Raw genomic sequence first — 25514 nt, forward strand, 5'->3', positions numbered from 1 at the left:
TATGCAAAAAGGACAGATGCTAAAGAAACTTCAGCTCTGTCCTTCTTCTGTTTTAATTTTAACTCAGTGTCCTTATTTCCACAAATCAAAGGGGTACAGTCCCTGATCTTTGTATTCTTTCAAACACTGCATAACATACGGCTTATCTTCTTTATAAGTAACACCGAACCAGCGATCATTGGATGTCAGCACCTTTACCGTACAGGCCTTGCGCTCCAGCAGCGTACCGATCGCTGTCGGAATGACATGCTCGCACTTCATCGGATTTTCAACGATGCCCTTGCGGATAAATTCTTCAAAAATGGGTTCGCACTGAGCAAAGATTTTTGGCGTAAAACCCCAGAAATTCATCGAGACCACCGCGCCTTTTTCAATCGGTTCCCAAGTCTTTCCATCATCCTGAGTCAGCTTCGCATGATCGCCGTCCTTCGCAATCTTCGGACATTCCACGATCTTCTGCAAGAAGCCGTGTTCATCCCGTTCACAGATAGCGCGGGAAACCGTGCCATGATCGGTCAGGGTATTTTCCAGCACATAGCCGACCATTCCATATTCGCCGTCCTTCACTTCGTTGGACAGAAAATTATAAATTACGCGGAAAGCGTCCTTGCCATAGTAATCATCGGCATTGATGATCGCAAACGGAGCATCCAGATTACGGCAGGCCAGTAACGCATGCGTCGTTCCCCAAGGCTTCTCGCGGCCTTCCGGAACCGTAATCCCTGCAGGGACATCCGCCAGATCCTGATAAGCAAATTCCACTTCCATATGCTTGGACACTTTATCAGTCAGATTTTTACGGAAAGCTTCCTCGTGTTCCTTACGGATGATCAGCACGACCTTGTCGAAGCCGGCTTCATGAGCATCGTAAATCGAGAAGTCAATGATCGGCTCGCCATTGCTGCCAACCGCATCAATCTGCTTCAGTCCGCCGTAGCGGCTGCCCATACCGGCAGCCAGAATGACTAAAACTGGTTTTTTCATCTTATTTCTAATCTCCTTTTTTATCTTTCGTTGGTTTCATTATATCATGCTTTTCACTGTTTGAGACACCGATTTGGCACAGGCTTGAAATCCCTTACGGCCAGATCAACCCCCTTCGTTTTAAAAAGAGTCAAGACTTATATTTCAGCGCCGACTCCCGCTTTGAATCGGCCCCTTAAGAAAGCCAATCGGGTGAATTGTCTGATCTTGTTTGGGATTGAAATGGGTCAGTGGTTTATCCAGCAGCAAGCTGCAGCGCTGGATTTTCTCAAAGCCGAATCGGCGGCGAATTCCATCGACGGTCTTTTCCAGCTGCAGCAATGACTGACGCTGTTGTTCGTCAACGAACAAATCCAACTGTTCCCCAGTCTGATCTGAACTTAGATCAAACACGCTGATCCCGATACTGCGCAGCGGCAGCGCGTTCTGCCAGGCTTGACGCAAAAGGATTTGGGCTTCCTGCAGAATTTCTTCCGCCAGCTGCGTCGGTCGGGAACGCTGATGCTGCCGAGTCCAGCGATAGAGATGGATATCCCGCAGCCCCAGCGCTATGCCTTTGCCTTTTAGACCCTGATCCCTTAGACGCGAAGCCACCGATTCCGCCAACACTCTTAATACCAGCACCGCTTCTTCATGGGTATGCAGATCATGAACTGCCGTAACACTGTTGCCGACCGATTTCACTGGAATCGCCTCGCTGCTCAAAGCGACTTCGCTGATATCCTCGCCCAGCGCAAACCAATGCAGCATTTCCCCCACTTTGCCGAAATGACGGCGCATAAACTGCCGGTCCTGAGCCGCCAGATCACCGATCGTCAGAATTCCCCATGCCTGCAGCTTTTTCTGGGTTGCGGCTCCGACATAAAATAATTCCCGCACCGATAACGGATAGATTTTTTCCTGAAAATTTGTCCGGTTCACGGTCACAAATCCGCTGGGCTTCACAAAATCTGAAGCCATCTTGGCAAAAATTTTATTAAACGATAATCCGATCGAGATCGTTAATCCTAGTTCAGTATAGACGCGCTGCTGGATCGTCTGCGCGATCTCTTGTGCGGGGCCAAACAGACGCTGCGAATCTGTTAGATCCAGCCAGGCTTCATCCAGTCCATACTCTTCAACCCGATCCGTATATTGTCGGTAAATCGCTTTAACCTGATCGGTAATCTGCTGATAGCGATGGTAATCCGGCGGCAGAATAAGCAGCTGGGGACATTTCATCCGTGCTTCATCCAAAGTTTCACCTGTTTGAATTTTGTATTTCTTGGCATGCAGATTCTTTGCAAGAATGATTCCATGCCGTTCTTCCTGACTGCCGCCGACGGCCATCGGCTGCTTTTTCAGCTCAGGATTCAGCATTTCTTCGATTTGCGCATAACAATGGTTAATATCACTGTGGACAATCGCCCGTTCCATATCTATCACCTCTGTCTTGAATTTTACAAGAATAATATTCAAGTTACGTTCTTGACATTCTTCCTGGTGAATGTTATGTCACGCTTTCCAGTTTCTGGCGATTCGTGAAACAAAAGAAAATCCCGGTGAAATGGAAGTCATTTCCGGGATTATCCATCTTGAAAGATGTTTTTATTTATCTTTAGAATTCATTTTCTTTAATTCATACAAAATCATGCCCGCTAGCACACATAAAGGAACATTACCAGCATTCATTATACTAAGAAGAAAGAGGTCAACGAGCAAATAAGGGTTAGAGCAATGACACGTTGTTTCATTAACAAGCCGCAACTTTTCAATTTTCACCATTATTGAAATTCAGCGAGGATAAAAAGAATGCAAGAAGAAATAAGATCAAGATTTTTTAATCATTGGATTATCCCCCTTTTGTTTTACAATTGTATTATATCAGTTACTCAACAAAAAGAATGATTTAGAAAGAATGAAACAGAAAACTATGTTTATAACACAAATTTTAAAATAATCATTCAAATTCGCGCACAAATTCATGAGATGGTCTATAATGTTCATTAGAGTTTTTTAATATCAATTTCCATTATTTCTTAAACACATTAATTCTTATTGGATTTTTCTCTTTTTTAGTTCTGGAATGAGTATAATGTTAATATAAACACCTAAATTTTTCATTGTGCTTTTTAAGTTATATTTACTTATAAATCATGCATATAATTCATCGAATGGCAGAAGCAGAGATGCAGTAATAAAACATTTAAAGGGCTTGGAACAAGGCTTCTCACTTTTTGATACCATTTATATTTACTGTTTGATAGCTTTTTTATTTAAGCTAACCTCAATTAAATCCAAGTAGCATTGTTTTAATTGATCATAATAAAAGGAAGATGTTTTAAATAAAGCATGAACACGATCTAAAATCATTTCTGCTTCATTCAAATTTAAAGTTTCAAAATAATGTATGCATTGTTGATTCAAGTCAGGCAAGACATGGTCTAATGCTGTATTTTCCTGAAATGAATATCCCAGACGATGAATTAATTCATGATAAATCACATCATCTCTTATAATTTGCCCGGCTTCCAACCGATGAAGAGTTGATACAGAACAAATTTGTCCCTGACTTGGATCTTGAATACATTCTTTTTGTGACAAACCCTGGCTCTCGCGTTCGATTTTAATTAAAAGGCCAAGTATTTGCTTATTGCTATCGCTGACCGGAGTAAATTTTGCTGATTTCATCATTAAATCCCTCCTTATAACCTTATTTTATCATAGATTAGGAAGGAACATTCAGCATCTTTAGCCGCACCAAAAACACCGTGCCAGCCTTGCTCGTCGCTTCGACTTCAATCGTTCCTCGATGCGCTTCGACAATTTCCCGGGCAATGGCTAAGCCTAAACCGCTGCCTTGGGAACGATTTCCCGTATAAAAGGCATCAAACAGATGCGGAAGTTCTTCTTGCTGGATTCCCTCACCAGTATCGCAAACCCGAATTTCTGCCTGATCCTGATTGATTGTGCATTCCAGTCCAATCGTTCCCTGTTCAGGAGTATGAGCGATCGCATTGCGCAGCAAATTATCAAAGACTCGCTGCAGCCGCAGGTCGTCCGCCCATACCCAAATCGGTTGCGCCGGTACAATCAGGTTCATCTGGATTTGCTTCTGCTGAGCACTGATTTGATGCGCCTCAGCCAAATGGATTAAAAGTTCATTCAAACATACCTCATCAAAAACAAAAGCCAGTTCATGGTTTTCCAGTTTAACGCTGAGAAATAAATCGTCGCTCAAGCCTTCCAGCATCTCTAAACGTTGCCGCATCGTCGTAAGATTTCTTCTCTGTGCGTCATCTTTGGCTTCCATCTGCTGCATGCAGCCCTTTAGCACAAAAATCGGTGATCGTACATCATGCAGTACCTGCATGATCATCTGCTGCTTTTGAGCCTGTTCCCGTTGCAGCTGCTGCGTCCGTTCTTCCACCAGATGATCTAGATTGGCATTCAGCTGTTCCAGCTCTCGATTCAACGACTCGGATTCAACAAACTTCGCTGCAAATTTACGATTGATAACCAAGGCCGCCATCATCATAAAGAAGAGAAAACCGAACTGCGGAAGCATGTAGATGATCATCAACTCCCCTGCCTGCATCGCTCCACGCTGATAGATCAAATAGTAAAACACCAAAATACTTTCCCAAAGCGCATAACCGCAGAGTAAGGGAAAAGTTCCCGGAAGTTTTCGCTGATCGGAGCGCAGAAACAAAACCAAAATTGGAATCACTGCTAAGATACGAATTAACATTTCTATTCCCTGGGGTATCAGATACTGCAAAATCATCAAAATTCCCGTGATCAATGCGATCTTCCGCGGTGTCAGCCAACGCTGTAATCCAGAAGGAATTGCCGGTTTCAGTAACATCATGATGATTAATAGCTGGCACAATGTTGTCAGCAAAAAGATCGCCGGCATGATTACTGAACAAAAATTATAGCTGAGCGGAAACAGCGGAAAGGCAGACAGCACCAATACCCGCAACAGGGAAACACAAGAAGCCGCCGCCAGCAACAACAGGTAGCTTTCTTCTTTTTTCTTTTGGAACAATGTCAATGAGGATAATAACAGCAGTATATAAAAACCGGCATAAAACATCGTGATCCCAAAGGCTATATGCGAAGCAGAACGCGCTGCCTGCTCCCCAGCCAATAACATCCCCGGCGGGGAGTAAGGCTGAACTGTGGATACCGCATCGTTTTTCTGCAGTTCGCTGGGGGCTAAAGAAACAGTTATTATTCCTGTACTTTCCGGCAGCTCAACAAACTGAATCCGCTGATAAGAATCCTGACTAAAGGATTGATAAATACGCTGATCGTTAACCCAGACCTGAACGGGGCCGGCATTATCCAGAATCAAGGTCAGCGGCGGGCTTTCTGCAGGAGCCTGCAGTGTGATCAAGCATCGCTGCTGATCCGTACTCATCTCACTGATCAGCCGCATCGGTTGCGTTTTAATGGACATCGGAATTTCATCCTGATTCATTAAGGCTGCCGTACTGTGATTGATTCGCAGAAAAAGTCCCAGCGGAAGCAGCAGTAAGGTGAAAAATAACAGAAGTACCCTAAATCGTTTGAACATCCGGCATCGCTCCTTTATAATAAATTCAGGTGATCATTATGGATCGTATATTGCTCGTTGAGGACGATAAAGAAATCGCCCGCATCATCCGTTATTATCTCAGTCAGGATAATCTATACGAAGTCGTCAGTGCCGCCAGTGCTGAAGAAGCCTTGTTTTTAGCACGGGATGCTTTCGATATCATTCTGCTGGATGTCGGTCTTCCGGATCAGAGCGGGATTGATCTGTGCGCTCAGCTGCGGCAATGGCATGACTGCCCGATCCTGTTCATCAGCTGTCTGGATGACAATAACACTATTATATCAGCTTTACAGCAGGGCGGGGATGATTACATCGTTAAGCCGTTTGACAATGCGATTCTGCAGGCTCGGATTCAAGCCAACCTGCGCCGCTGGCGAAACGATCGGCAGCAGAAGAAAACGGTCAACGAACTGCATTGCTCATCCTTTACGCTTAATGCTCAGACCCATGTTCTGACCAAGACGGATGGAACGCAGTATTCATTAGTCCCGATGGAATTCAAGATCCTGGCCTTTTTGATGCAGCATACCGGACATTGTTACAAGGCCAGCGAGCTCTATAATCACATCTGGGGAAAATCGAGTTATGGCGATCATCGGACGGTAGTTGTCCATATTCACAATCTGCGCAAAAAGATTGAGAAAGATCCTGCAGATCCTCAGCTTTTGCAAAGCGTGTGGGGAAAGGGGTATTGTTTTACGGACGATAATTCATAGAGACTTTGGCGGGTAAACGCATTTCTCAGTCCGATGGCACAGAAAACAGAAAGAAAGTGAGGAATCAATCCGATGGATAAGTCAGAAAAACTTCAGCAGTGGATGGAATCAGCCATTGAGGATCCGCTGTTATTTCAACGACGGAAAAGAGTATATACCCATTTGTTAGGTACCGCTCATTTCGCTGCATTGTTAGCGATGAAACGAGGTGTTGACAGCGAGATGGCAGAACTGGCGGGTCTGCTTCATGATATCTCTGACTATCTCACGGGAGATCATAACGATCATGCGCGCAAAGGTGCTGTTCTTGCCTTGCGGATTCTGAATGAATTAGAGCTGGGCAGCAATGATCAGCAGGAACAAATTGCCCTGGCCATTCAGCATCACAGTGATAAGGAACAAATCGGGACACCGCTGGATGAGGTATTGAAAGATGCCGACGTGCTGGATCATGTCTTCAATTATAAAATGGTGATTCGGCGAGAAATTCCGCGCCTGCATGCGTTGGAAAATGAATTGGGATTGACCTTTCCATTCTGGCAGCAGCTGCAGGAAGGTGAATGATTGCTCTAAGAAAGCGGTTCTTTAAAAAAGGCATTGGTTTTCACCAACATTCAACTTTATTTATAAAAAAGTCTGTTTTTTAATCGGTTCAGATTGGGAAGCCGGTTAAAATTACAGACATTTTTTTGACTTTCTTCTCAGCTTTGCAAGGAGATCATTCAAGGAGTCTGAAAATAACTCATACCGATCCAATATTCCTGACTGCTGTTCAATCACGCTCATTTGTAATTTTCGATTATCCCGTTCTTCCTGCTTCACAGAATAAATTCACTGTAAAAAGATCACCCCCAGACAAACTGGATATGATCTTTTTGATGTTATACCTATCTATGCTGCAGAGCAATTCAATAAGGATGAAATGGAAGACGAAGTAAGATCGGTGAAGATCCGTTCAAGATGTTTTTGAACAGCAGCGGCATCCTTTCGCTCCAGCGCTTTTTCCAACGAATCCTCACGATAAGCAATCCAGGTAAACCAGAATGCCGAAGTCAGCGAATAAAGAATATCCGCAGCATGCCGCTCACTTTCAGACAGCGGACGAAGGGCACAATAAGCTTGTACAAAACTTTCAAAGCAAGCCTCTGCGGACGCGTGATCCTGAGCATTGTACTGCCTGCAGATCAACAGACCTTCCGTTATCATATCCGAGACCAGCACCGCTTCACCGGCAATGTTATAATCAAAAATAATCAGATCTCCATCAGCTGTGCAGCCGAGATTTCCTAATGACAGATCCCCCTGACAGCCAAAATGCGGCAGGCTATCCCAAAGTAAATCCAGATCGGCTTCTCTGCGTATTCTTTGACGCCGTATTTTTTGAACGATCTCTTTCCAGGAATCCAGCCGGCCTTCCTGAACCCACATTTCAAAGCAGGGCAAAGCCGTCACTTCATTATGTCCCATCACATCAAAGATTGTCATTTCTGGTAAATGCAGCTGCAGAGCCTCTGCCGTATTGTGCATTTCGGCCATCAGTCGGCCTGCCTTTTTTGCCAAATCCACGCTGATTTGAGAAAAGGGTGAGCCTACATCTTCTTCCAGCGTAATGCAGCAGCCCTCATCCTCAAGACAAAAGCCTTGTATGGTTTTGGCCTGACGAACAGTACGAATCCCACTTTTCCGCAGAGCTTCACAAAACTGGCAGCGCTGTTCCACCTGCATCGCGGTTACCCCTTTTTCCTGTGTAACTTTCAAAATGCCTGTTTTTCCTTCAGTCCAGAATAACCGCAGAATTCGCTTCCGGCGCCACAACGATAAATGATCCTCATCGACTTTTAAAAGCATTTCTGTTTTCACTGGCAACTCCAGAATAGAAAAGGCTCTCAGCCATACCGCAAGCTTTTCCTCGAGAATTTGATCCAGCTTATTCTCTGACGGCTTCACAAACACTTCTCCAGTTCTTCTGCGGATGTCGGCCTTCCTCCGCAATTTCATAAAACGGAATGTCCAAAGATTGAGCCAGTATTCGATCTCCGGCTGAATCGCCGATCAATATCGCCTGCGTTAAATCCATTTCCGGATATTTTTCCAAGGCTTGCTCAATCATGCCAGGTTTTGGCTTACAACAGCCACAACCGGCATCCCGGCGATGCGGACAATAGAAGATATCCAACAGCTGAATACCATTCTCAGCTAAACGATGAATCAAAGAATCAGTGAAATTCTGATATTCTTCAAGGGTGATATACCCTTCCCCGATGACATATTGATTGGTGATCATGATCAAGGCATAGCCTTGCTTCTGCAGAAACCGCAGACCTTCAACTGCCCCAGGGATCATCTCTGGTACTGTCTTTCCTGACCACTGTGAATCCGGATAATCCCGATTGATCGTCCCATCCCGATCCAAAAACGCTGTTTTCATCCAATTCTTCCTCTTTCGTTTCAATTTTCGCTTTCGCTTTTCCGATCTCTTTAGTTCGTTTTGAGTCCTATTTAAAATCTTAATATAAAGAACTCATCAATCCGCTTCTTTCCAATCAATCACAACACAATGCCAATCTTCTTTCTTATACATCAAGCCATGATAGGCCTCCATAATCTGACCCGGTTTAATCACATGACTGATCAGTTTTTCAGCATCAAAAACATCATTTAATATTAATCTTTCGACAGTTTCGAAGTCCCGCAGCACATTTCGCCGCAGACCATCCGTAACCGGGAATGGATTAAGCTCATTGAACGCCCCTTTGACATTCAGCATTTTCATGTGAATCGCATTGAGCACCGGCGTTATATCGCATGAATAGGAAGCCCGCGGAGATCCTAACAAAATGACTTGTCCATGTTTCGCTGTGCCCAAGATCGCGTTGACAACGGCAGGTGAAATTCCGCTGGCATCCACACTGATATCACTGCCGCGGCCTTGGGTTAATTGTTTTACTTTTTCCACCTGTTCCTGTGGTGAACAGCTAAATACTTCTTCCAGTCCTAAAGCCCGCGCTTCCTCACATCTTGAAGCAACCGGATCCAAAGCCAAAACACGGAAGCCGGACTGCTTCAGCAGCAATGCGGTTAAGATGCCAATCGTTCCCAAGCCATAAACCGCCGCCGTATCCGTCAGTTTGCCATCGCAAGCGGTGATGACATTCATGGCGATCAATCCCAAAGGGATTAAACAGGCCTGCTTATCGCTTAACCGATTATCGATCTTCATGATTTTATCTCCCTGCGTAGTTCCCACATGAGAGAAGCGATTGATCGACGCATGCGGACCTGAATAGAAGACGCGGTCCCCGACATTCAGATGGGTTAAACCCTGCCCCTTTGCTAAAATGGTGCCAATTGCAGAATATCCAGGATAAACTGGATAACTGAAGCCTTGCTTAATTGCATAAACCCGTGATAATTCTGTTCCGGCGCTGATTAAGGACATGGATGTTTCGATGATTGCTTCGTTGGCTTTCAATTCCGCGGCATCGAACTGGAATTCCTCACACTGACACTCTGCCTGAGCCTTACCGGTAAGGACGATTGATTTTCTCTGCATTAAAACTCCCTCCATTCTTTCACTTTCTAGAATTATTATACCATAGCCACCTGGGAAACTGGCACAGAATGTCGATGACTGCTTTTTAGTTATACATTATCCAGAAACCCGATCATTATCGAAAACAAAAAACAAATAAAAATGACTTCTTCCCCTTCTGTCAATGCTCATTTTCTAATTCACTCGCTGTCATTTTCCGGAAAACAGCATCGTAGGAATGCTGGCTGTCTTTTTGTTTAACTCCTTCCCTAAACAAGAAAAGCACAGGACTGCCAGCCTCTTTTAACGAAGCTTGGCAACCCTATGTCTTTTTTATTGGTGTATTTGATTTTGGCTTCAATTTATATCAGAAGATCCATCTCAAGATGTTTTAAGATCTGATTGTATTTTCAATCTGTTATTTCAACAACCCCTGATCAACCAGGAACTGACGAGCAACATCATCCAGTTTCTTTTCTTCAATATCTACCTGATAACTCAGATCCGTCATCGATTCATTGGTAAAGATATTGTCCAACAGATGCAAGGTCGCTTCCAGATCCGGCGCGATGTCCTTTACACGCTCAAACAAATCATCCTGGACCACAATAACACCATTGTATTCCGGGAAGAAATGCTGATCATCTTCCAAAATCTGCAGCTGAACCTTTTTATTTCGGCCGTCTGTAGCATAGGCAACTGTGACATCAGCATTGCCGCTTTCCATTGTCGAGTATTTCAAACTCAGGTCAACAGGCCGCGTACTCTTAAAGTTTAACCCGTAGAAAGCAGTAAACGGCTCAAATTTCATAGTTCCTTCATCGCCGAAGAATTCATGTTCAGCGCTGAATACCAGCTCCGGCGCAACAGCCGCTAGATCCGTTACCGTTTTTAAGTTGTATTGTGCCTGGATTTCTTTCGGTACCGCAACCGCATACGTATTATCCAAGCCCAGCTTATTGATCATCACCAAGCCATCCTGTTCTTCAAACAACTGATTAGTATAATCAAATAACGTCATTCCGTCCGGCACCTCGGATGGATCCCGGTGTAGCAGAGTCGTCAGAACAGTACCATCATAGCTCATATACACATCATAAACATCCTTTTTCAGTTCATTGTAAGCATTGACTGCCGTCATTTCTTCTCCGATGCTCACGGTTAAATCCGTACGGTCTTCAACCAGCATCTTAATCATACGATGAACCAGCTTTTGTTCTGTCACCCGGCCATCTACAATCTTGATCACATTTTCTTTTTTAGAGCTGCAGCCTGGAATCAGCAGCAGGCAGAGTGTCAGAAGCAGTGTTAATCCTTTTTTCATTTTCTTCCCTTCTTTCTATTTTCTATCTTGTTCTTGCATAAAGCCGTTTTTCAATAAATCCCATCAGCGTGTCAAAGAAAACTGCCATGACCATCAAGGATCCGGTTCCAAACAGGATTAATTTCATATTCATATTAGCCATACCGCGATAAATTACCGTTCCCAAACCCCCGCCGCCGACGAATGTACCAAAGACTGCGGCACTGATCTGATTGATCACAGCGATGCGGATCCCGGTAAAAATAACTGGAAAGGCAATCGGCAGTTCAACATGAATGAGCTGATACATCTTGCTCATCCCCATCCCTTTGGCCGCTTCCTTGACCGCTGGATCAATCCCAGACAAACCCGTATAGGTATTGCGGACAACCGGAAGCAGGGAATAGAGGAACAATCCTACAATAACCGTAAGCTTATTGCCGCCCAAGAAAATCATAATGATTCCCAGCAAAGCCAGCGATGGGATGGTCTGCAGCACATCTGTGACCTTAAAGATGAAGACTTTAAACGTCTTATTGAAGTAGGCAAAGATTCCAAATGGCAGACCGATCAGCAGGGTCAGGCAGATCGCAGCCACTACGACGCTGAGATGTTCAAGAATAACATTTACACTCATCCGCGCTTCCCTCCTAACCCTCTTGGTGTCAGCATTTTCTGAATCCAATCCACCAACGCTCCCAATGTGAGCGCCAGTATTGCTGCAGGAATGGCTCCAGTCAGAATCAGCTGATTGTTATTGGTGCCTACACCACGGTAAATAAAATCGCCAAGGCCGCCCAGTCCGATCATTGCTGCCAAGACCGCCCAGCTGACTGTATATATTGTGGATAACCGAAGACCCACGAAAATATTCGGCATCGCCAGCGGCAATTCAATTTTAATCAGAATCTGCAGGGGCGACATACCACATCCGCGAGCCGCCTCTTTTATCTTTTCATCCACATTCAGAAGGCCGACATACGTATTTTTCAGGATCGGGAAAACCGCGTAGATTGTCAACGCAATCAAGACCGTGGCAGGAACCATTCCGACATAAAGAAACAGGATGCCTACGAAGACAATACCAGGAATCGTCTGGAAAACGGACAAAACTGGCAAAATATAACCAGAAATCTTTGGCACCCGGCTTAATAATACGCCAAGTATTACGGCGATCACAAACCCCAGAATTACCGGAACCAGTACATAATAGAGATGTGTGATAATGGCTTGAATCAAATCCGCACCATATCGATTTGCCCATTCCATCATCCCTGATCACCCCAAACTACACTTGCCAAAGCTTTTGACATGCTGGTTTTGGTGATAATGCCTTTCACCACATTCTCATCATCAACCACTAAGACGTAAGGCAGATTAGTTTTGGTCAGCCAGTCGAAAGCTTTGCGGGCTTCATCTTTTAGATGAACAGTTGGATAATCAGTACGCATGACTTTTCCTACTGATTCACCAGCTACGCCTTCACTTTTCAGCATATCAATCGTGACCACGCCTTTAAAGTGATGGGCTTCATCAGTAACAACCAGCGAATCGACTTCACGATGACTCATCATTTCAATACATTCCAAAGTCTTACGATTTTCCGTCGTCATATAGACTCGCTTTTTCATCAGGCTTTCACAGGTCATGTCTTCACCTTGACTGCGGTATGCTGCGCTGTGTTTGCCCATAAAGTTCCGAACAATTTCATTCGCTGGATGCCGAAGCATTTCTTCTGGAGCTGCATCTTGCTGAATTACACCTTTATCCATAAAGATGATTCGATCACCCATCTTGATTGCTTCATCCATATCGTGAGTGACAAATATAATTGTAATTCCCAGACTTTTTTGAAGCGCTTTTACTTCATCCTGCAGCGTATCACGAGTAATTGGATCTAAGGCGCCAAAGGGTTCATCCATCAGGATCACCGGAGGCTTTGCAGCTAAAGCACGAAGAACCCCGACTCGCTGCTGTTGTCCGCCACTGAGTTCGTTAGGATATTTTTTAGCGTTCTCTTCATAAGGCATGTGTACAAGTTCAAGCAGCTCATGCGTCCGCTGATTCATTTCTTCTTTAGACCATTTTAACAATTTCGGTACGACACAAATATTCTCTTCTACTGTCATATTCGGAAACAAACCAATCTGTTGGATAACATAACCAATATTTCGCCGCAGTTTTTCGCCATTTAGCTCATGAATACTTTTTCCATTAATCAGGATATCTCCCGAATCCGCTTCAATTAAACGATTAATCATTTTGAGTGTCGTTGTCTTTCCACAGCCTGATGGGCCGATTAAAACAACAAATTCTCCATCATTGACAGTTAGATTTAAATTATTAATGACCGGTACGCCATTATATTGTTTTACAATATTCTTTATTTCAATCATTTTTATCCCTCCTCAGTTTAATGCCATCATGTGACAACTCTATAATAACACAAAGTTGTCACTTCTTCAATTCTCATTGAAATCCCTTTCATTCAATTTTCACAATTATTTCAGGAAAAGAAAGAAAAAAATCGTTCGAAAATGAACGATTAATTAGCGTTTTGTGTTAAAAAATTGATCTACACGAATGATACAGTCTTCCTGACCAATAAAGTAAATAATATCTCCAACATGCAGCCGTGCATATGGACCAGGAGATAAAACTAATTCCTCTTTATGTCGAATTGCGATAACTGTCGCTAAGGTATTGTGCCAGAAATTAATTTCGGACAGATTTTTTCCAATGTGATTCATATTCTCAGATAATTCGATTTGATAGGGAATGAAGGGATTCAAGGCCTTAAATCGCGTAACTGTGTCCAGCAAACTTTCGAGCTGATTTTTTATTTCGTTGTTTCTTAAATTTTGTTCATTCAGTGATTCAATTAACCCTTCTTTCATTGCCGATATCGTATACTCTTCATCAAATTGTCTGACATACATTACGGCATTTTCTGGAGATTGAATCACAACGCCTATCCCTTGTATGGATTCAACAATTTTCATATCACAAAGTACGCAGATGGCACGTCGGGCGGTTTCGCTTGAAACATGATATTGTGAAGCTAACGAAGAACGCGCAAAAATTTTATCCCCAATTTTATATTCACCACCCGCAATTTTTGCAGCAATATCCGCTGCAATTTGTTGATAACGTGGTGCATTTTTTGCTTGCATTGGGATCACTCCTTTGTTCTTAGTATATCACAGTTTTTTCCGCAATTAAGTTTTCTGTTTACAAATAAGAAACATATCTTCCCTATGATTCTAAGGTTATCCAAAATTTAGCAGTTATCCCAATCCACGCACCACTTGCGTGATGCGACTTTTATAGCCCTCCATCTGGAGATCTGAGTAGTGATTTCAATCCACGCACCACTTGCGTGATGCGACTATCATCGTCATAAGAGTTTGCCTTAAATTCAAAATTTCAATCCACGCACCACTTGTGTGATGCGACCAGAGTGTAAGAAATATATAAAGGATTTACTATGATTTCAATCCACGCACCACTTGCGTGATGCGACAGCCTATTATTATTATACAAACGCCTGAACCAACTATTTCAATCCACGCACCACTTGCGTGATGCGACGATCGCAAAGACCTCTGCATTAGATCTGCATGACATTTCAATCCACGCACCACTTGCGTGATGCGACTATCTAGGCGTGTTCGGAAGGTATGTCTTGTTTCATATTTCAATCCACGCACCACTTGCGTGATGCGACTATAAGCCAGCAGCTTACCGACCGCAGATCCCTATTTCAATCCACGCACCACTTGCGTGATGCGACGCACCATTGCGAGAAAATGTGATCGGCTGGTTGTAATTTCAATCCACGCACCACTTGCGTGATGCGACGTGACGTATTATGTATTCATAGAGACAGGAGGTATTTCAATCCACGCACCACTTGCGTGATGCGACCATCACTGATCTGTGAAAATGAAGAAGTTGCAAAATTTCAATCCACGCACCACTTGCGTGATGCGACTTTTGCGGTATTGATAAGCTGCATACTGAATTATTTCAATCCACGCACCACTTGCGTGATGCGACACAAATTTTGTTGTAATCTTTAATCCCTAGTGACATTTCAATCCACGCACCACTTGCGTGATGCGACAGCAAATAAGAAACAAGACTATTGAAATATGATTCTTATTTCCGCTTTACTTTCTGTTCTTTGTAGGCACTTGTTAAATATTATTCTTTTTCACCCAAATTTCTGGTGCGAACCTCCCAGAGAATTTATGTTCACTTCTGGTTCGCACCTTATAAACTACCACTTAAATAATCAACGGATCATTTACATCAAAACTAGGTCTGGCACCAATATGAATAACCTTATTTTTATATTTGTTTCCAAGAATATAAAATCTTAAACTATCTACTTCCTTATCAATCAAGCCCTCCAGTATATGTTGTATTTCAATTAATTTAGCATTATCCACTGAACATTCAAACACAGAATTCTGTACTCTTTGACCATAGTTTACACATTGTTTTGCCACTTTACGCAGTCTTGTTCTTCCTGCTTTTGTCTGTGTATTCACATCATAAGTAATCAACACTAACATAAATTTGCCTACTTCCATAAAAAAGGTGGATAGGCATCCAAATCACCTCTTAAATAACGTGATAATAATTGAGCTTGAAGATAAGGAACTAGTCCCCAATTTATTTTTTCTAACAAATAAGGATGAGTTAATTCTTCATTCTTCTTAATTTGCCATGCTTGTATTACTTTCTTTCTACCTTCATCATTCAAATAAACCGTTCCATTTTCATAGTTCATAAAGTCATCTTTGTCAATTTCTTTACGGTTAATAAGAGATAAGACAAAGCGATCAGCTAAGCAAGCACGAAATTCTTCCATTAAATCTAAAGCTAAGGATACACGTCCAGGGCGATCTGTATGAAAAAAACCAATATAACTGTCTAATCCAACACTTTCTAAAGCAGAAGCACAATCATGAGATAATAATGTATAAACAAATGAAAGCAGAGCATTGACTTTATCTAAAGGAGGTCTACGCGTTCTTATTGTAAAGCTAAATTCTTCTTTTTGCTTTAATATCAATTCATCAAATTCGTTGAAATATAATCGTGCAGCAGTTCCTTCTAACCCTCGTAATTCATCATGACTTTGAACCTTCTCAATCGAATTAAGAATCTCACTTAAACGTTGAGAGGTGCTTTTTATTCTTGCAGAATCAATACGCAAAGGATAATCACGAATTGCTCTTTCAAGAATCCACTTACAATTAAACACTTTAGCTAAAATTATATTTTTAGCAATAAGTAAGCTTTGTTGAAGGTTATCAGAGACTTGCACTTGTTTCTTTCTTAGCAAAACGTTTCCTTGACTTTCTCCAATGATCCTGCCCAGAAAATATCCTGACGGAGATATAAAACTAAGCGCAATATTCTGTTCAATACATTTCCCCATTAACGCCGGGCTGATTCCCAGGTAGTTAAACATCACTATACTGCTTAGATTGTGTAACGGAATGCGCTTAATTGGTTTCTGCTGATTTAAAATAACGACGTTTTCACCATCTAAAGAGAGATATACATCTGGTAAAGTTATATATAATGTATTGCCTATTTTTCTCATGCTTCACCCTCATGCAACTTTCTGGAAATATAATCAGAAGCAGATTCAATTGTCAATCCTGGCAGACAAATTTCTTTTAAAGAACACGACTGGCATTTTTTACTTTTTCTTACTTTAGGAGTCATTCCTTTTGAATAATACTGGTGCATTAAATTAAAGTTTGAACTTACTTGATTACGCAATTCCTGTGTGAAACTGACTTCTTCCCTTTTCCTTGTTTCGTTGTAATATAAATATCCTTTATTGATATCACAGACCAGCATTTCTTCCAGGCACATTGCTTGAGCACAAAGCTGCAAACGATCAGCATCAATAATTTTGCTTCTTCCTTTTTTATACTCTACAGGAATGGGCATGTATTTTCCATCAAAGTGAACAAGTGGAACTCCATTCGGATTAGAATGAAATTCCACAACATCACAAAAGCCATTGATTCCCAGTCTTTTAGAAGAAATTGGGAGATTCCTTGTAATGATAACTTTGCCTCTTTTTTCAATCTGAGTTTCGTCGTGCGCTTTTTCATGAACGATTTGACCCAATATTGTTAATGAGTTATCTTCCCAAAGCTGCTCAATATGAATCAAAGCCCATTGCCTAGGGCAAAAATCAAAATGCTGGATTCCTGCCAGATGTAAATATTGATCCTCATTATAGTCCATCAATAATTTCCGGAGTCAGTCCCTCTAATTCATTCACAGTAATTTCGTAATCATCAATATCACTACCGATTTCCACACCTGCTTTTTTGCGTACAACTAAGCTGCGATGAACTTTCGCCGAAGAATACTGTCCAGAAGCACAATTATGCTTCCACCAGATCACTTTTAAAACTTCCATACTTCCCTCTGGACGAGCAGAAGAACAATCATTTTCAAACAAAGTAATTAAACTTTGTTTGATTTTTTCTGCATCTTCATCGCTGAATCCAGTCTTCTCAGCCAATTGACAATTAATGCTTCCGTAAGTTACATAAATGCCGAAGTCAACTGTATTCTTTGTCCCCATTGTATCGGATGATTTCTTTTCACCAGTTACACTATTCACACTCTTCGTGATTTGCATCTCATTCACAAAAATTGGATCAATACTCATCGCTGGATGAATTGAAACTGGTCCTCTTATACCAATTGAAACTCCATCACCTTTAGCCTGATTAGCACCTTTAAAAGCAAAAACCTGACCAAAGGCGCGAACATCGAACCATTCCTTACAAGCAGCAGCTGCAGCTTTGTCTTTATCTTTTTCATTTTTGAAAGCAAGGCAGGCATCAGCTCGATCTTTTAAACTTCGATAAGAGTCTACATTTTTATCATCACTTTGAACAAAGATCGTTTCACCAAAATCCATTAAGCGATTTCTGATTTTCCGCTTCAGACAAACATCACTGATTTCTCCACGACCATCCATTGTTGTACGAGGACGATTCCCATTTAACGGATCGCCATTCGGGTTGGCATGTTTCACTGAAAAAACAACCGCAAAATCAATCTTACTGGTTAAACTCATATTTTTAATCCTCCCTTTTATCTTTTCCTTGGTATCCAAACTTTAAATCATGCAGCTGTGCATGATAACCTAAAACAAATTTTCCAGTTAACGGTGCATCTTCAAATTTTTCTGGATTAATTTGTGAAAGAATATCTGTTAATTGGTTTTCATAATAATTCGTACTTAAGCGTAAGAGATAAGGCTGAAGTTTTGCCTGCAAATTCATTAATGTTGATTGCGGATATCGTACAAATTGTCCCATATAACGCATTGCATTTGTCTCATATTTTCCATTACCGTCAGGCTTTGTTCTTTCTTCAATGTAATGCATTACCGCTAACGCACGACCGCAAAGATAGCTGATGTCTTGACATTCTTTATCTATTCTCACTGGCAGATTCTCCTCTCTTCCCTTAATTCTGGCTTCATCAATATAAAATTTCCGAATCACTGCGCAACAAACTTCAAGCACGCGATTATACTCATCTGTATTCTTTCCATAAGGATTTGTTGCTTTCGTTACGGCTTTTAACATAAAGTCTCGCGGTAAGGGCTGTCCTTCCTGGATACATTTGATCAATCGCTTTGCAGAAGAAGCTAATAATTTAGGATTAACGGGTTCACCGTATAAAGTGCTAACAATTTTATTGATACTCGGTGACCCCACCGTTTGATATGGGATTTTTTTACCTGTCTCGCCTTGAGTCTTGAAAGCTGTTTTATACCAACTGATGGTTTCATGCCAGCGCAGTACATTGGCAAACAATTGCGAACTGCTTGTCTGTTGATAGTAAATGATCGATAAGCGCCCAGGCGTTGCCGCTTCCAATCCGAGTGTCATTACCTCTTCATCTGCAACCATTGGCTTTGACAAGTAACCCGCCATCGCCTTATTCAAAGCTCTTGAAAAATCTTCATATGTTTCAAATCTTGCATCAGGCAGTTCACCCCCAAGATCAAACAAATCCGCACTTTCATTGTAATTTAACAAGCTGATTGTCTTGCTTCCCCAGCTTACAAACACAGCTTCACCAAATGTTCTGCCTTGTTTGCTGATCAGCCATTTTAAAGCATTGATCGCTTTCTGCGATGACTCATAGCCCATACTCATGGATTCTTCAGGATTACTAAATCGTCCACGATATGTAAAACCCTGCGAATCATTCGATGAAATTAACTTGCTCATATCTGCAGAATTTCTGACCTTCGACGGAATTCTCATAGTCACTGGCATTTGTTCACCTGTGATCAAATCCAAATCAAGTCTGCCTTCTTCCTGCAGCTGTTTTTGATAAAATCCAGTGAATGACTCAACTAGTTCTGGATCTTTCCATAAAGCAACCCCATTGACTACAAAACGAACAAAAGCATCTTCCTGAGTTCCTGTAACCATCTGGAAAATTAATGGCTTGTTTTCTTTGAGATTCCATTTTTTCATTAGCTTACCTTGATCATCCGTAATTAATAAACCTTCTTTTATTAAATCGTGGGCTAATGTTCCTTCTTCTAAATAAGTGAACAACTCCTGAACTAATGAATAAGCAAAATCAGAACTGCACCAGGCCTCCAAAAACTTTCGATAATTAGTATAACTGCTGTTTTCATCAGATACTTGATCTAAATCTTTTGCAATATATTTCAGTTTATCAAATAGCGGATGAGGCGCAGGAGATTTTCCAGATCGGCTGGAAGATTCAATTGTACAAGGGATACGGGTAAGAGATTCAGTTTTGGATAAGACTCTTGCGGATATAAATCGGCTATGCTCAATCCTGACTTCAATATGGGCAACTTGCTCAATAAACCCTACTGGCAAAAGGCTTTTGGCTTCGGCTTCAATCGCGTCAAGATTTTGATCATAAACCGAACATAAGTTTTGGATCCATCCCATATCACCTTTCCTCCATCATCATATTAACGCCAGGAATAAATTGTTTTTCAGACATTTTCCCAAGTTCACGAATCATCGAACAATCTTGCGGTGCAATAAACTCAATCACTCCTTTTTTCATGATCGGCATCCAAAAACAGGATTTTAAATGATCATCCTTGGATTCAGATGGATAGATAAATGAATGAAACATCAAACCTAAGGCAACTTCATTCACTTCATCATAAGGGGAAGTTCCTTCACCAAAAACACAAGGTTCTACATAGGCTTGACATTCACGAGCGCCTAGGAATATATCTCTGCGTCCACCTCGTTCTATCATTCTCTTCGTAATGTCATAATGTTTATGTTCATTCCGATCTTGGATTAAATCGGCACGATTTTCATTCCAAACAAAATGAGCTTCGACCTGATATTCCACATCATGAAGATACGTATATAGTGATAAATCATTTTGATCAGAGTAATAGCGTATTGGTCTGATTCCCTTAGACTGGGTTTGAATGATTTTCATCACACGACAGCGATCAATAACCCATATCAAAGTTGGTTTCCAATATATACTTTCCGTAATTCCTTTCAATGCTTGATAGGTTGGAACTGAATAACTGAATTTCTCTCCCCCTACCTTTGTGAGAGGATCTGTAAACAGTGCGTCATTTCCCCAAACACGAAAGCTAACTTTATTGCTATAAATCATCTCTTCACCTCTTTCATATCATCCATGATTGAGCCTCAAAATCAGTCACACCAATTTCTTCGTTATAACAACTTGCTTTTAAATAATAAAGATCTACCGCTTCATGATATACAAAGTTTTCTTTCCGCCTGCGAATAAAAGCTTCACTAAGATTTACGGTATAATTTTGTGCTTGTCGTTTTAGCTTTCGTATTACCTCTGGATTAAATTGAATTCTGCCAGAATTGAGTTCTTCTATCAGTTCATCTCCTTTTTTATAAGGAACCAAAACTCCAATTGAATAATCATCAATGACCTTAAAATATCGGCCAGCTGTTTGGAAAGCTTGATGCATCGGCCAATTTTCTGAATTAAGGTTTTCTTTTGCTGTCCAGCAAAAACAGTGGGCATTTAAATCATAAAGGGTTACACGCTGCTCTGAAATTGAAACTGGATAATCAATTTGTTCCTGAATTTGCTCATAGTAATTTTGATAATACATTGCCAGGGCTTTATCGGATAATAAATTGAAATCAAATTGTTCAGGGAATTTCTTAAATTGCTCAAGCACGATTCGAGAACATAAGATCCTTCTAATTAATTGGGAAACGGTGGTATTTTTAGCAGCTGAATTGTGCATAAAATCAATCTCATAGGAATAGAAAACTATAAGTTCTCCTGTTTTTTTATGATCATGCCGATTGCATCTTCCTGCCGCTTGTATTAAAGAATCCAAGCCAGAACAAGCTCGCAGAACTACATCAAAACTGATATCCACTCCGGCCTCAATTAACGACGTACTTACACATAATACCGGCTTCTTTCCATTTAATGCTTGAATTAATTCCTGGATCTTCGATTTTTTGTGATCTGGACATAAGTTCGTGGTCAACAAAATCAGTAAAGGTCGCTGGTTTTCTGGTATCGATTCAATTCTTTCCTTTAAACCATTATAGACACGAATTGCTCCCGCAATTGTATTCATGATCGTTAAGGCATTATTTCGTTCTTGTTGTTTAGTCAAGGTCAGATCTGCAATCTCTTCTGCAGAAAACAAGCTATCTGGCTCTGCCTGATTGGATATTGAAACACGATGAATATTTTTTGAATCTTCAAAATAACCGCTATCAATATTCTTATATTCGGATAGTTGAAGTGGATGTTTTACTTGATCTAATGGTGGTAATGTGGCACTGCACAAGATTACTTTGACATCAGTCAAATGCTTTAACATATTTAAAGCACTATTGAACATAGAAATACAACTATCAGGTATTGACTGTATTTCGTCAAAAATAATTACTGAGTTGCTTAACTGGTGCAACCTCCGAAGATCTTTTTTCCGGCCTGAATAAAAGGTGTTCAGAAAATGAACTAATGAAGTAATGATTATTGGCGAATCCCAACGTTCTGTGTGCAATTCATAATCTTCAAGGTCTTGTTGTTTTGATTCACTATCACAATCATTCATCAATTCATTGAAATAATCAGAATAATGTTCAAGAATCCAATCAGAACGGTCATCCAAATGAAGAACATCTTTAATCGATTTAGCATTCTGCAACAGAATGCTAAGATATGGGATGACATAAATAATATGTTGTGTTTCTGGATAATTACATGCATGATGCAACGCAAGGCGAAGGCTTGCCAAAGTCTTTCCTGATCCTGTAATCGCCTGCAAGCAATAAATACCATACGGCCACTGCCCCGCATTCATACAGGCTTCACTTATTCGATTGCGAATTTGTTTCAAAGCTTCTGAAGCCTGCAATGGATTTTTAAGACTAAATTCAGCTAGCGCATTTTCGAGTCTTAATCGAAGTTTTTCCCAAATTGCCAGACGATTTTCTCTTAATGGTAAATCTTTCTGTTCAGCAAAACAGGCTGCATCTAAACGATCACTATCAATTAAACTGCTGAAAAGAAAGCGTTCAATTAACCCTAAAGTGAACCTTGATTCAGCATATTTTAGTTGAATCAATTCTTCCTTACTTGATTTTTTTAATAAGGGTCTTTCCTTGATAAGCATATTGATTTTTTTGATTATTTGACTAATTTCAATTCTAGCCTCGTTTATTAATTCATCAATTTCTTCTTGGCAGTTCAATTCGTTAATAAAGTCTTCATGAACTTGTTTGTTCTTATCAAAATCCAATAATTTCTCAAAAGGAGATTCACCGCGGCTATCATAAACATCCATTAATCCTCTATGATGACCTAATATCGCCATTGAACAGAGTTGAAATAACAGCTTATTAATGCTTGGATTAATCTCTTTGTTCGAAATCTCCGCATCTATTATTTTCTCTTTTAAAAGTTGCGCTCCGGCTGCAGCGTGGTTGATTTTTCCCTTTTTTTCGATTTGATTCTCTAGCATATATGTTTGAAAAATCGGATTTGCTTTACCAACATCATGAAGTAAACCAATAAGTTTCCCTGTAGAAGAAAGACCAAGTGAAAAACAATTTTCTTGCATTAAACATGCTACATTTTCACTATGATTTTGCAAAGACTGTGCTTGTTGTTTTGATTCATTCCAGTGTGCTAAAAACATATACACACCTCCTGACAACAATTATCTATAGTTTTATTATACCTCTTTTTCTAATTATTTCTACCTTTCTTTACATTTACAAGTAATTGAATACTCTGCAAATCACAAGCATGAATTACAAATTCCAGTGGATATGTCGCATAAGCAATGTGAAAATTTGGACGATTCTGACGCTATGGCCACGATCATTTCAATCCACGCACCGCGTGAGCGATGCGACGCCTGTGTAACTGTCTGAGCCATATACACCGAGCCATTTCAATCCACGCACCGCGTGAGCGATGCGACCAAAACCGACAATATCCTGTTCGCCATTGCCCAGAATTTCAATCCACGCACCGCGTGAGCGATGCGACTTATGCTGATTCAGCAGATATTTCCAAAGACTTTATTTCAATCCACGCACCGCGTGAGCGATGCGACGTAATCAACAATAAATCATTGCAATATGGTAACTATTTCAATCCACGCACCGCGTGAGCGATGCGACCATACGCTTCCGGATAGCGTTCAGCAAAAGCGCATTTCAATCCACGCACCGCGTGAGCGATGCGACGTATCCATCTTTTTGTCGCCCTGGCAGCATGTCCAATTTCAATCCACGCACCGCGTGAGCGATGCGACGGGTGTCGTGGATCACGATACCCTGATTGTTTATCAATTTCAATCCACGCACCGCGTGAGCGATGCGACTTAAGCTCGGCATCATCGCATACAGAAAACCCAGATTTCAATCCACGCACCGCGTGAGCGATGCGACGTATTCCCTACAGTGACATTTGAAAGCAATAGTGCTATTTCAATCCACGCACCGCGTGAGCGATGCGACTATCGCAGATTATGAGGTAAAAAACCCTCTCGCTATTTCAATCCACGCACCGCGTGAGCGATGCGACGATTTCTCCAAACAGAGCATCGCGAATCTTTGGGATTTCAATCCACGCACCGCGTGAGCGATGCGACGAATGGTACAGACATAGGTCAGCGCCGGCTGTTTATTTCAATCCACGCACCGCGTGAGCGATGCGACGAAAATATTAATCAAAAATATAGCTAATACACTAATTTCAATCCACGCACCGCGTGAGCGATGCGACATATGTATTATTTTGGAATCTCGTGGTAAAGATATTTCAATCCACGCACCGCGTGAGCGATGCGACAGTTAATAAGAAACTAAACAGTACTCATATGATTCTTATCGCATCTCTATCGTAGCTAAACATCGATATACTTGCAATACTTTCTTCATTTTTCACATATTTCTGGTGCGAACCTCCCTAGGATTTCATGTTCACCTCAGGTTCGCACTTATAATCCCTCTTCTTCTACAAAACGATAAAATTCTTTTTCTTTTTCTATATCATCGGAATTGACAGTGCCAACTGGTGCTGTATAAACAACAAATTCTTCATTACCATCTAACTCAAAAAGCTTACTACAAATAGCATCATCAAATGCCGCGATTCCACACGCTCCCAAATTTAAAGCTGCACAGGCCAAATACAGATTCTGACCGACATGTCCAACATCAATTAAAGCTACACGATGTGCACGTATTCCATATCGCCATTCACATCGATAAGCTATGAGTGACCAATAAAATACAACACTAGCTTTACCAGCCCAGATTTGACCGCATAATGAATCGGAAATTATTTTCTCATCGTTGTCGACCTCATGCAAAAATTCCAGTGCATGCTCCATCGGCAAATAATGATATGCCCCGGATTTTAGTCCTTCGCACTTTTTGACAATTAAATAAGTTTCAAAACCATGGCGAGCACCGCCAGAAGGCACTGTTCTCAACGTTGCATATTGCTTTCCACGAATCTCTTTTACGCCTTGACTTGCCCATAGTAAATAGGATAATTGAAGCAAGCTAATCGGTTTCTGTGTGAATACCCGAGAACTATGCCGCCGCGAAAGAATCTCTGTAAAATCTTCAATTTTGGTCAATGCTTCAAAATTACGCGGCAGCTTTATCTGCTGAGTTCTCATCGCTGCTTTTACCAAAGGTGGCTGAGGTTTCTTTAATTGCTGATCTGAAATGAATTCATCTTGATCCTCCAGACTCTGACAATGCATAAATTGCCGTCCTTCTTGAATTAAAGCTTTTACACGTTTTTCATTCATCATCATTATAGCTCCCATCTTTTCCT

The 25514-nt window shown here is 41.3% G+C and carries 22 protein-coding genes and 2 CRISPR repeat arrays; of the genes, 2 read left to right on the forward strand and 20 right to left on the reverse strand.

From position 1 onward, the window contains the following. Positions 1-72: 72 nt before the first annotated feature. The 4 genes from BN162_RS06765 to BN162_RS06780 form a co-directional block, all read right to left on the reverse strand. Positions 73-984: a nucleotidyltransferase family protein gene (locus BN162_RS06765; RefSeq protein ID WP_020224334.1), complete on the reverse strand. Its 912-nt coding sequence runs from the start codon at positions 982-984 to the stop codon at positions 73-75. A 144-nt stretch (positions 985-1128) separates the two neighbouring features. Then, a complete protein-coding gene (dinB, locus tag BN162_RS06770; protein ID WP_020224335.1) occupies positions 1129-2400 on the reverse strand; it encodes a DNA polymerase IV in 1272 nt (423 codons plus the stop codon). Between the two features lie 816 nt (positions 2401-3216). Next, positions 3217-3657 carry a hypothetical protein gene (locus BN162_RS06775; protein ID WP_020224336.1) on the reverse strand — a complete coding sequence of 147 codons (441 nt, stop codon included), beginning with the start codon at positions 3655-3657 and terminating at the stop codon, positions 3217-3219. Positions 3658-3691: 34 nt separating this feature from the next. Further along, positions 3692-5545, reverse strand: coding sequence for a sensor histidine kinase (locus tag BN162_RS06780; protein ID WP_020224337.1), 1854 nt, complete (start codon positions 5543-5545; stop codon positions 3692-3694). Positions 5546-5583: 38 nt separating this feature from the next. Between BN162_RS06780 and BN162_RS06785 the strand changes: the two genes are divergently transcribed. After that, positions 5584-6282 (forward strand): response regulator transcription factor, encoded by a 699-nt coding sequence (locus BN162_RS06785; protein WP_020224338.1) that lies wholly within the window; start codon positions 5584-5586, stop codon positions 6280-6282. A 72-nt stretch (positions 6283-6354) separates the two neighbouring features. Further along, positions 6355-6846, forward strand: a complete 492-nt coding sequence (locus tag BN162_RS06790; protein ID WP_020224339.1) for an HD domain-containing protein — start codon at positions 6355-6357, stop codon at positions 6844-6846. Positions 6847-7173: 327 nt separating this feature from the next. Here BN162_RS06790 and BN162_RS06795 read toward each other — a convergent pair whose 3' ends face one another. The 16 genes from BN162_RS06795 to BN162_RS06870 form a co-directional block, all read right to left on the reverse strand. Continuing rightward, on the reverse strand, positions 7174-8229 hold the full coding sequence (locus BN162_RS06795) for an aminoglycoside phosphotransferase/kinase family protein (protein ID WP_020224340.1): 1056 nt from the start codon (positions 8227-8229) through the stop codon (positions 7174-7176). Further along, on the reverse strand, positions 8210-8710 hold the full coding sequence (locus BN162_RS06800; RefSeq protein ID WP_020224341.1) for a D-glycero-alpha-D-manno-heptose-1,7-bisphosphate 7-phosphatase: 501 nt from the start codon (positions 8708-8710) through the stop codon (positions 8210-8212). The genes BN162_RS06795 and BN162_RS06800 overlap by 20 nt, the downstream gene beginning before the upstream one ends. A 96-nt stretch (positions 8711-8806) precedes the next feature. Continuing rightward, positions 8807-9835, reverse strand: a complete 1029-nt coding sequence (locus tag BN162_RS06805) for a zinc-dependent alcohol dehydrogenase (RefSeq protein ID WP_020224342.1) — start codon at positions 9833-9835, stop codon at positions 8807-8809. Between the two features lie 397 nt (positions 9836-10232). Continuing rightward, entirely contained in the window at positions 10233-11138 is a 906-nt protein-coding gene (locus BN162_RS06810) for a glycine betaine ABC transporter substrate-binding protein (RefSeq protein ID WP_040451187.1), read from the reverse strand. Positions 11139-11160: 22 nt separating this feature from the next. Then, positions 11161-11754, reverse strand: a complete 594-nt coding sequence (locus BN162_RS06815) for an ABC transporter permease (protein ID WP_040451188.1) — start codon at positions 11752-11754, stop codon at positions 11161-11163. Beyond that, positions 11751-12389 carry an ABC transporter permease gene (locus BN162_RS06820; RefSeq protein ID WP_020224343.1) on the reverse strand — a complete coding sequence of 213 codons (639 nt, stop codon included), beginning with the start codon at positions 12387-12389 and terminating at the stop codon, positions 11751-11753. Before BN162_RS06820 ends, BN162_RS06815 begins: the two co-directional genes overlap by 4 nt. Beyond that, positions 12386-13513 carry an ABC transporter ATP-binding protein gene (locus BN162_RS06825; protein WP_020224344.1) on the reverse strand — a complete coding sequence of 376 codons (1128 nt, stop codon included), beginning with the start codon at positions 13511-13513 and terminating at the stop codon, positions 12386-12388. Before BN162_RS06825 ends, BN162_RS06820 begins: the two co-directional genes overlap by 4 nt. A 153-nt stretch (positions 13514-13666) precedes the next feature. Next, positions 13667-14290: a GntR family transcriptional regulator gene (locus BN162_RS06830; protein WP_020224345.1), complete on the reverse strand. Its 624-nt coding sequence runs from the start codon at positions 14288-14290 to the stop codon at positions 13667-13669. 116 nt (positions 14291-14406) lie between these two features. Next, positions 14407-15243: a CRISPR direct-repeat array (repeat unit 33 nt; unit sequence ATTTCAATCCACGCACCACTTGCGTGATGCGAC). Between the two features lie 163 nt (positions 15244-15406). Beyond that, a complete protein-coding gene (gene cas2 / locus BN162_RS06835) occupies positions 15407-15697 on the reverse strand; it encodes a CRISPR-associated endonuclease Cas2 (RefSeq protein ID WP_040451607.1) in 291 nt (96 codons plus the stop codon). A gap of 8 nt (positions 15698-15705) precedes the next feature. After that, positions 15706-16737, reverse strand: coding sequence for a type I-C CRISPR-associated endonuclease Cas1c (gene cas1c, locus BN162_RS06840; RefSeq protein WP_020224347.1), 1032 nt, complete (start codon positions 16735-16737; stop codon positions 15706-15708). Continuing rightward, positions 16734-17396 carry a CRISPR-associated protein Cas4 gene (cas4, locus tag BN162_RS06845; protein ID WP_020224348.1) on the reverse strand — a complete coding sequence of 221 codons (663 nt, stop codon included), beginning with the start codon at positions 17394-17396 and terminating at the stop codon, positions 16734-16736. The genes cas1c and cas4 overlap by 4 nt, the downstream gene beginning before the upstream one ends. After that, positions 17386-18243, reverse strand: coding sequence for a type I-C CRISPR-associated protein Cas7/Csd2 (gene cas7c, locus BN162_RS06850; protein ID WP_020224349.1), 858 nt, complete (start codon positions 18241-18243; stop codon positions 17386-17388). The genes cas4 and cas7c overlap by 11 nt, the downstream gene beginning before the upstream one ends. A gap of 4 nt (positions 18244-18247) precedes the next feature. Further along, positions 18248-20116, reverse strand: coding sequence for a type I-C CRISPR-associated protein Cas8c/Csd1 (cas8c, locus tag BN162_RS06855; protein WP_020224350.1), 1869 nt, complete (start codon positions 20114-20116; stop codon positions 18248-18250). Position 20117: 1 nt separating this feature from the next. Then, on the reverse strand, positions 20118-20816 hold the full coding sequence (cas5c, locus tag BN162_RS06860) for a type I-C CRISPR-associated protein Cas5c (RefSeq protein WP_020224351.1): 699 nt from the start codon (positions 20814-20816) through the stop codon (positions 20118-20120). 13 nt (positions 20817-20829) lie between these two features. Further along, a complete protein-coding gene (locus BN162_RS06865; protein WP_020224352.1) occupies positions 20830-23352 on the reverse strand; it encodes a CRISPR-associated helicase/endonuclease Cas3 in 2523 nt (840 codons plus the stop codon). 187 nt (positions 23353-23539) lie between these two features. After that, a CRISPR array of direct repeats spans positions 23540-24515; the repeat unit is 33 nt; unit sequence ATTTCAATCCACGCACCGCGTGAGCGATGCGAC. 148 nt (positions 24516-24663) lie between these two features. Continuing rightward, positions 24664-25491: a SagB/ThcOx family dehydrogenase gene (locus BN162_RS06870; RefSeq protein ID WP_244264185.1), complete on the reverse strand. Its 828-nt coding sequence runs from the start codon at positions 25489-25491 to the stop codon at positions 24664-24666. Positions 25492-25514 lie beyond the last annotated feature (23 nt).

Origin of the sequence: Holdemania massiliensis AP2, from assembly GCF_000327285.1 — a bacterium.
GTDB classification, from domain to species: domain Bacteria; phylum Bacillota_I; class Bacilli_A; order Erysipelotrichales; family Erysipelotrichaceae; genus Holdemania; species Holdemania massiliensis.

What these genes read in the sequence shown, in the direction of transcription:
- BN162_RS06765 (WP_020224334.1), bottom strand. Translation starts at nt 984, where the DNA reads ATGAAAAAACCAGTTTTAGTCATTCTGGCTGCCGGTATGGGCAGCCGC.
- dinB (WP_020224335.1), bottom strand. Translation starts at nt 2,400, where the DNA reads ATGGAACGGGCGATTGTCCACAGTGATATTAACCATTGTTATGCGCAA.
- BN162_RS06775 (WP_020224336.1), bottom strand. Translation starts at nt 3,657, where the DNA reads ATGATGAAATCAGCAAAATTTACTCCGGTCAGCGATAGCAATAAGCAA.
- BN162_RS06780 (WP_020224337.1), bottom strand. Translation starts at nt 5,545, where the DNA reads ATGTTCAAACGATTTAGGGTACTTCTGTTATTTTTCACCTTACTGCTG.
- BN162_RS06785 (WP_020224338.1), top strand. Translation starts at nt 5,584, where the DNA reads ATGGATCGTATATTGCTCGTTGAGGACGATAAAGAAATCGCCCGCATC.
- BN162_RS06790 (WP_020224339.1), top strand. Translation starts at nt 6,355, where the DNA reads ATGGATAAGTCAGAAAAACTTCAGCAGTGGATGGAATCAGCCATTGAG.
- BN162_RS06800 (WP_020224341.1), bottom strand. Translation starts at nt 8,710, where the DNA reads ATGAAAACAGCGTTTTTGGATCGGGATGGGACGATCAATCGGGATTAT.
- BN162_RS06805 (WP_020224342.1), bottom strand. Translation starts at nt 9,835, where the DNA reads ATGCAGAGAAAATCAATCGTCCTTACCGGTAAGGCTCAGGCAGAGTGT.
- BN162_RS06810 (WP_040451187.1), bottom strand. Translation starts at nt 11,138, where the DNA reads ATGAAAAAAGGATTAACACTGCTTCTGACACTCTGCCTGCTGCTGATT.
- BN162_RS06815 (WP_040451188.1), bottom strand. Translation starts at nt 11,754, where the DNA reads ATGAGTGTAAATGTTATTCTTGAACATCTCAGCGTCGTAGTGGCTGCG.
- BN162_RS06820 (WP_020224343.1), bottom strand. Translation starts at nt 12,389, where the DNA reads ATGATGGAATGGGCAAATCGATATGGTGCGGATTTGATTCAAGCCATT.
- BN162_RS06825 (WP_020224344.1), bottom strand. Translation starts at nt 13,513, where the DNA reads ATGATTGAAATAAAGAATATTGTAAAACAATATAATGGCGTACCGGTC.
- BN162_RS06830 (WP_020224345.1), bottom strand. Translation starts at nt 14,290, where the DNA reads ATGCAAGCAAAAAATGCACCACGTTATCAACAAATTGCAGCGGATATT.
- cas2 (WP_040451607.1), bottom strand. Translation starts at nt 15,697, where the DNA reads ATGTTAGTGTTGATTACTTATGATGTGAATACACAGACAAAAGCAGGA.
- cas1c (WP_020224347.1), bottom strand. Translation starts at nt 16,737, where the DNA reads ATGAGAAAAATAGGCAATACATTATATATAACTTTACCAGATGTATAT.
- cas4 (WP_020224348.1), bottom strand. Translation starts at nt 17,396, where the DNA reads ATGGACTATAATGAGGATCAATATTTACATCTGGCAGGAATCCAGCAT.
- cas7c (WP_020224349.1), bottom strand. Translation starts at nt 18,243, where the DNA reads ATGAGTTTAACCAGTAAGATTGATTTTGCGGTTGTTTTTTCAGTGAAA.
- cas8c (WP_020224350.1), bottom strand. Translation starts at nt 20,116, where the DNA reads ATGGGATGGATCCAAAACTTATGTTCGGTTTATGATCAAAATCTTGAC.
- cas5c (WP_020224351.1), bottom strand. Translation starts at nt 20,816, where the DNA reads ATGATTTATAGCAATAAAGTTAGCTTTCGTGTTTGGGGAAATGACGCA.
- BN162_RS06865 (WP_020224352.1), bottom strand. Translation starts at nt 23,352, where the DNA reads ATGTTTTTAGCACACTGGAATGAATCAAAACAACAAGCACAGTCTTTG.
- BN162_RS06870 (WP_244264185.1), bottom strand. Translation starts at nt 25,491, where the DNA reads ATGATGAATGAAAAACGTGTAAAAGCTTTAATTCAAGAAGGACGGCAA.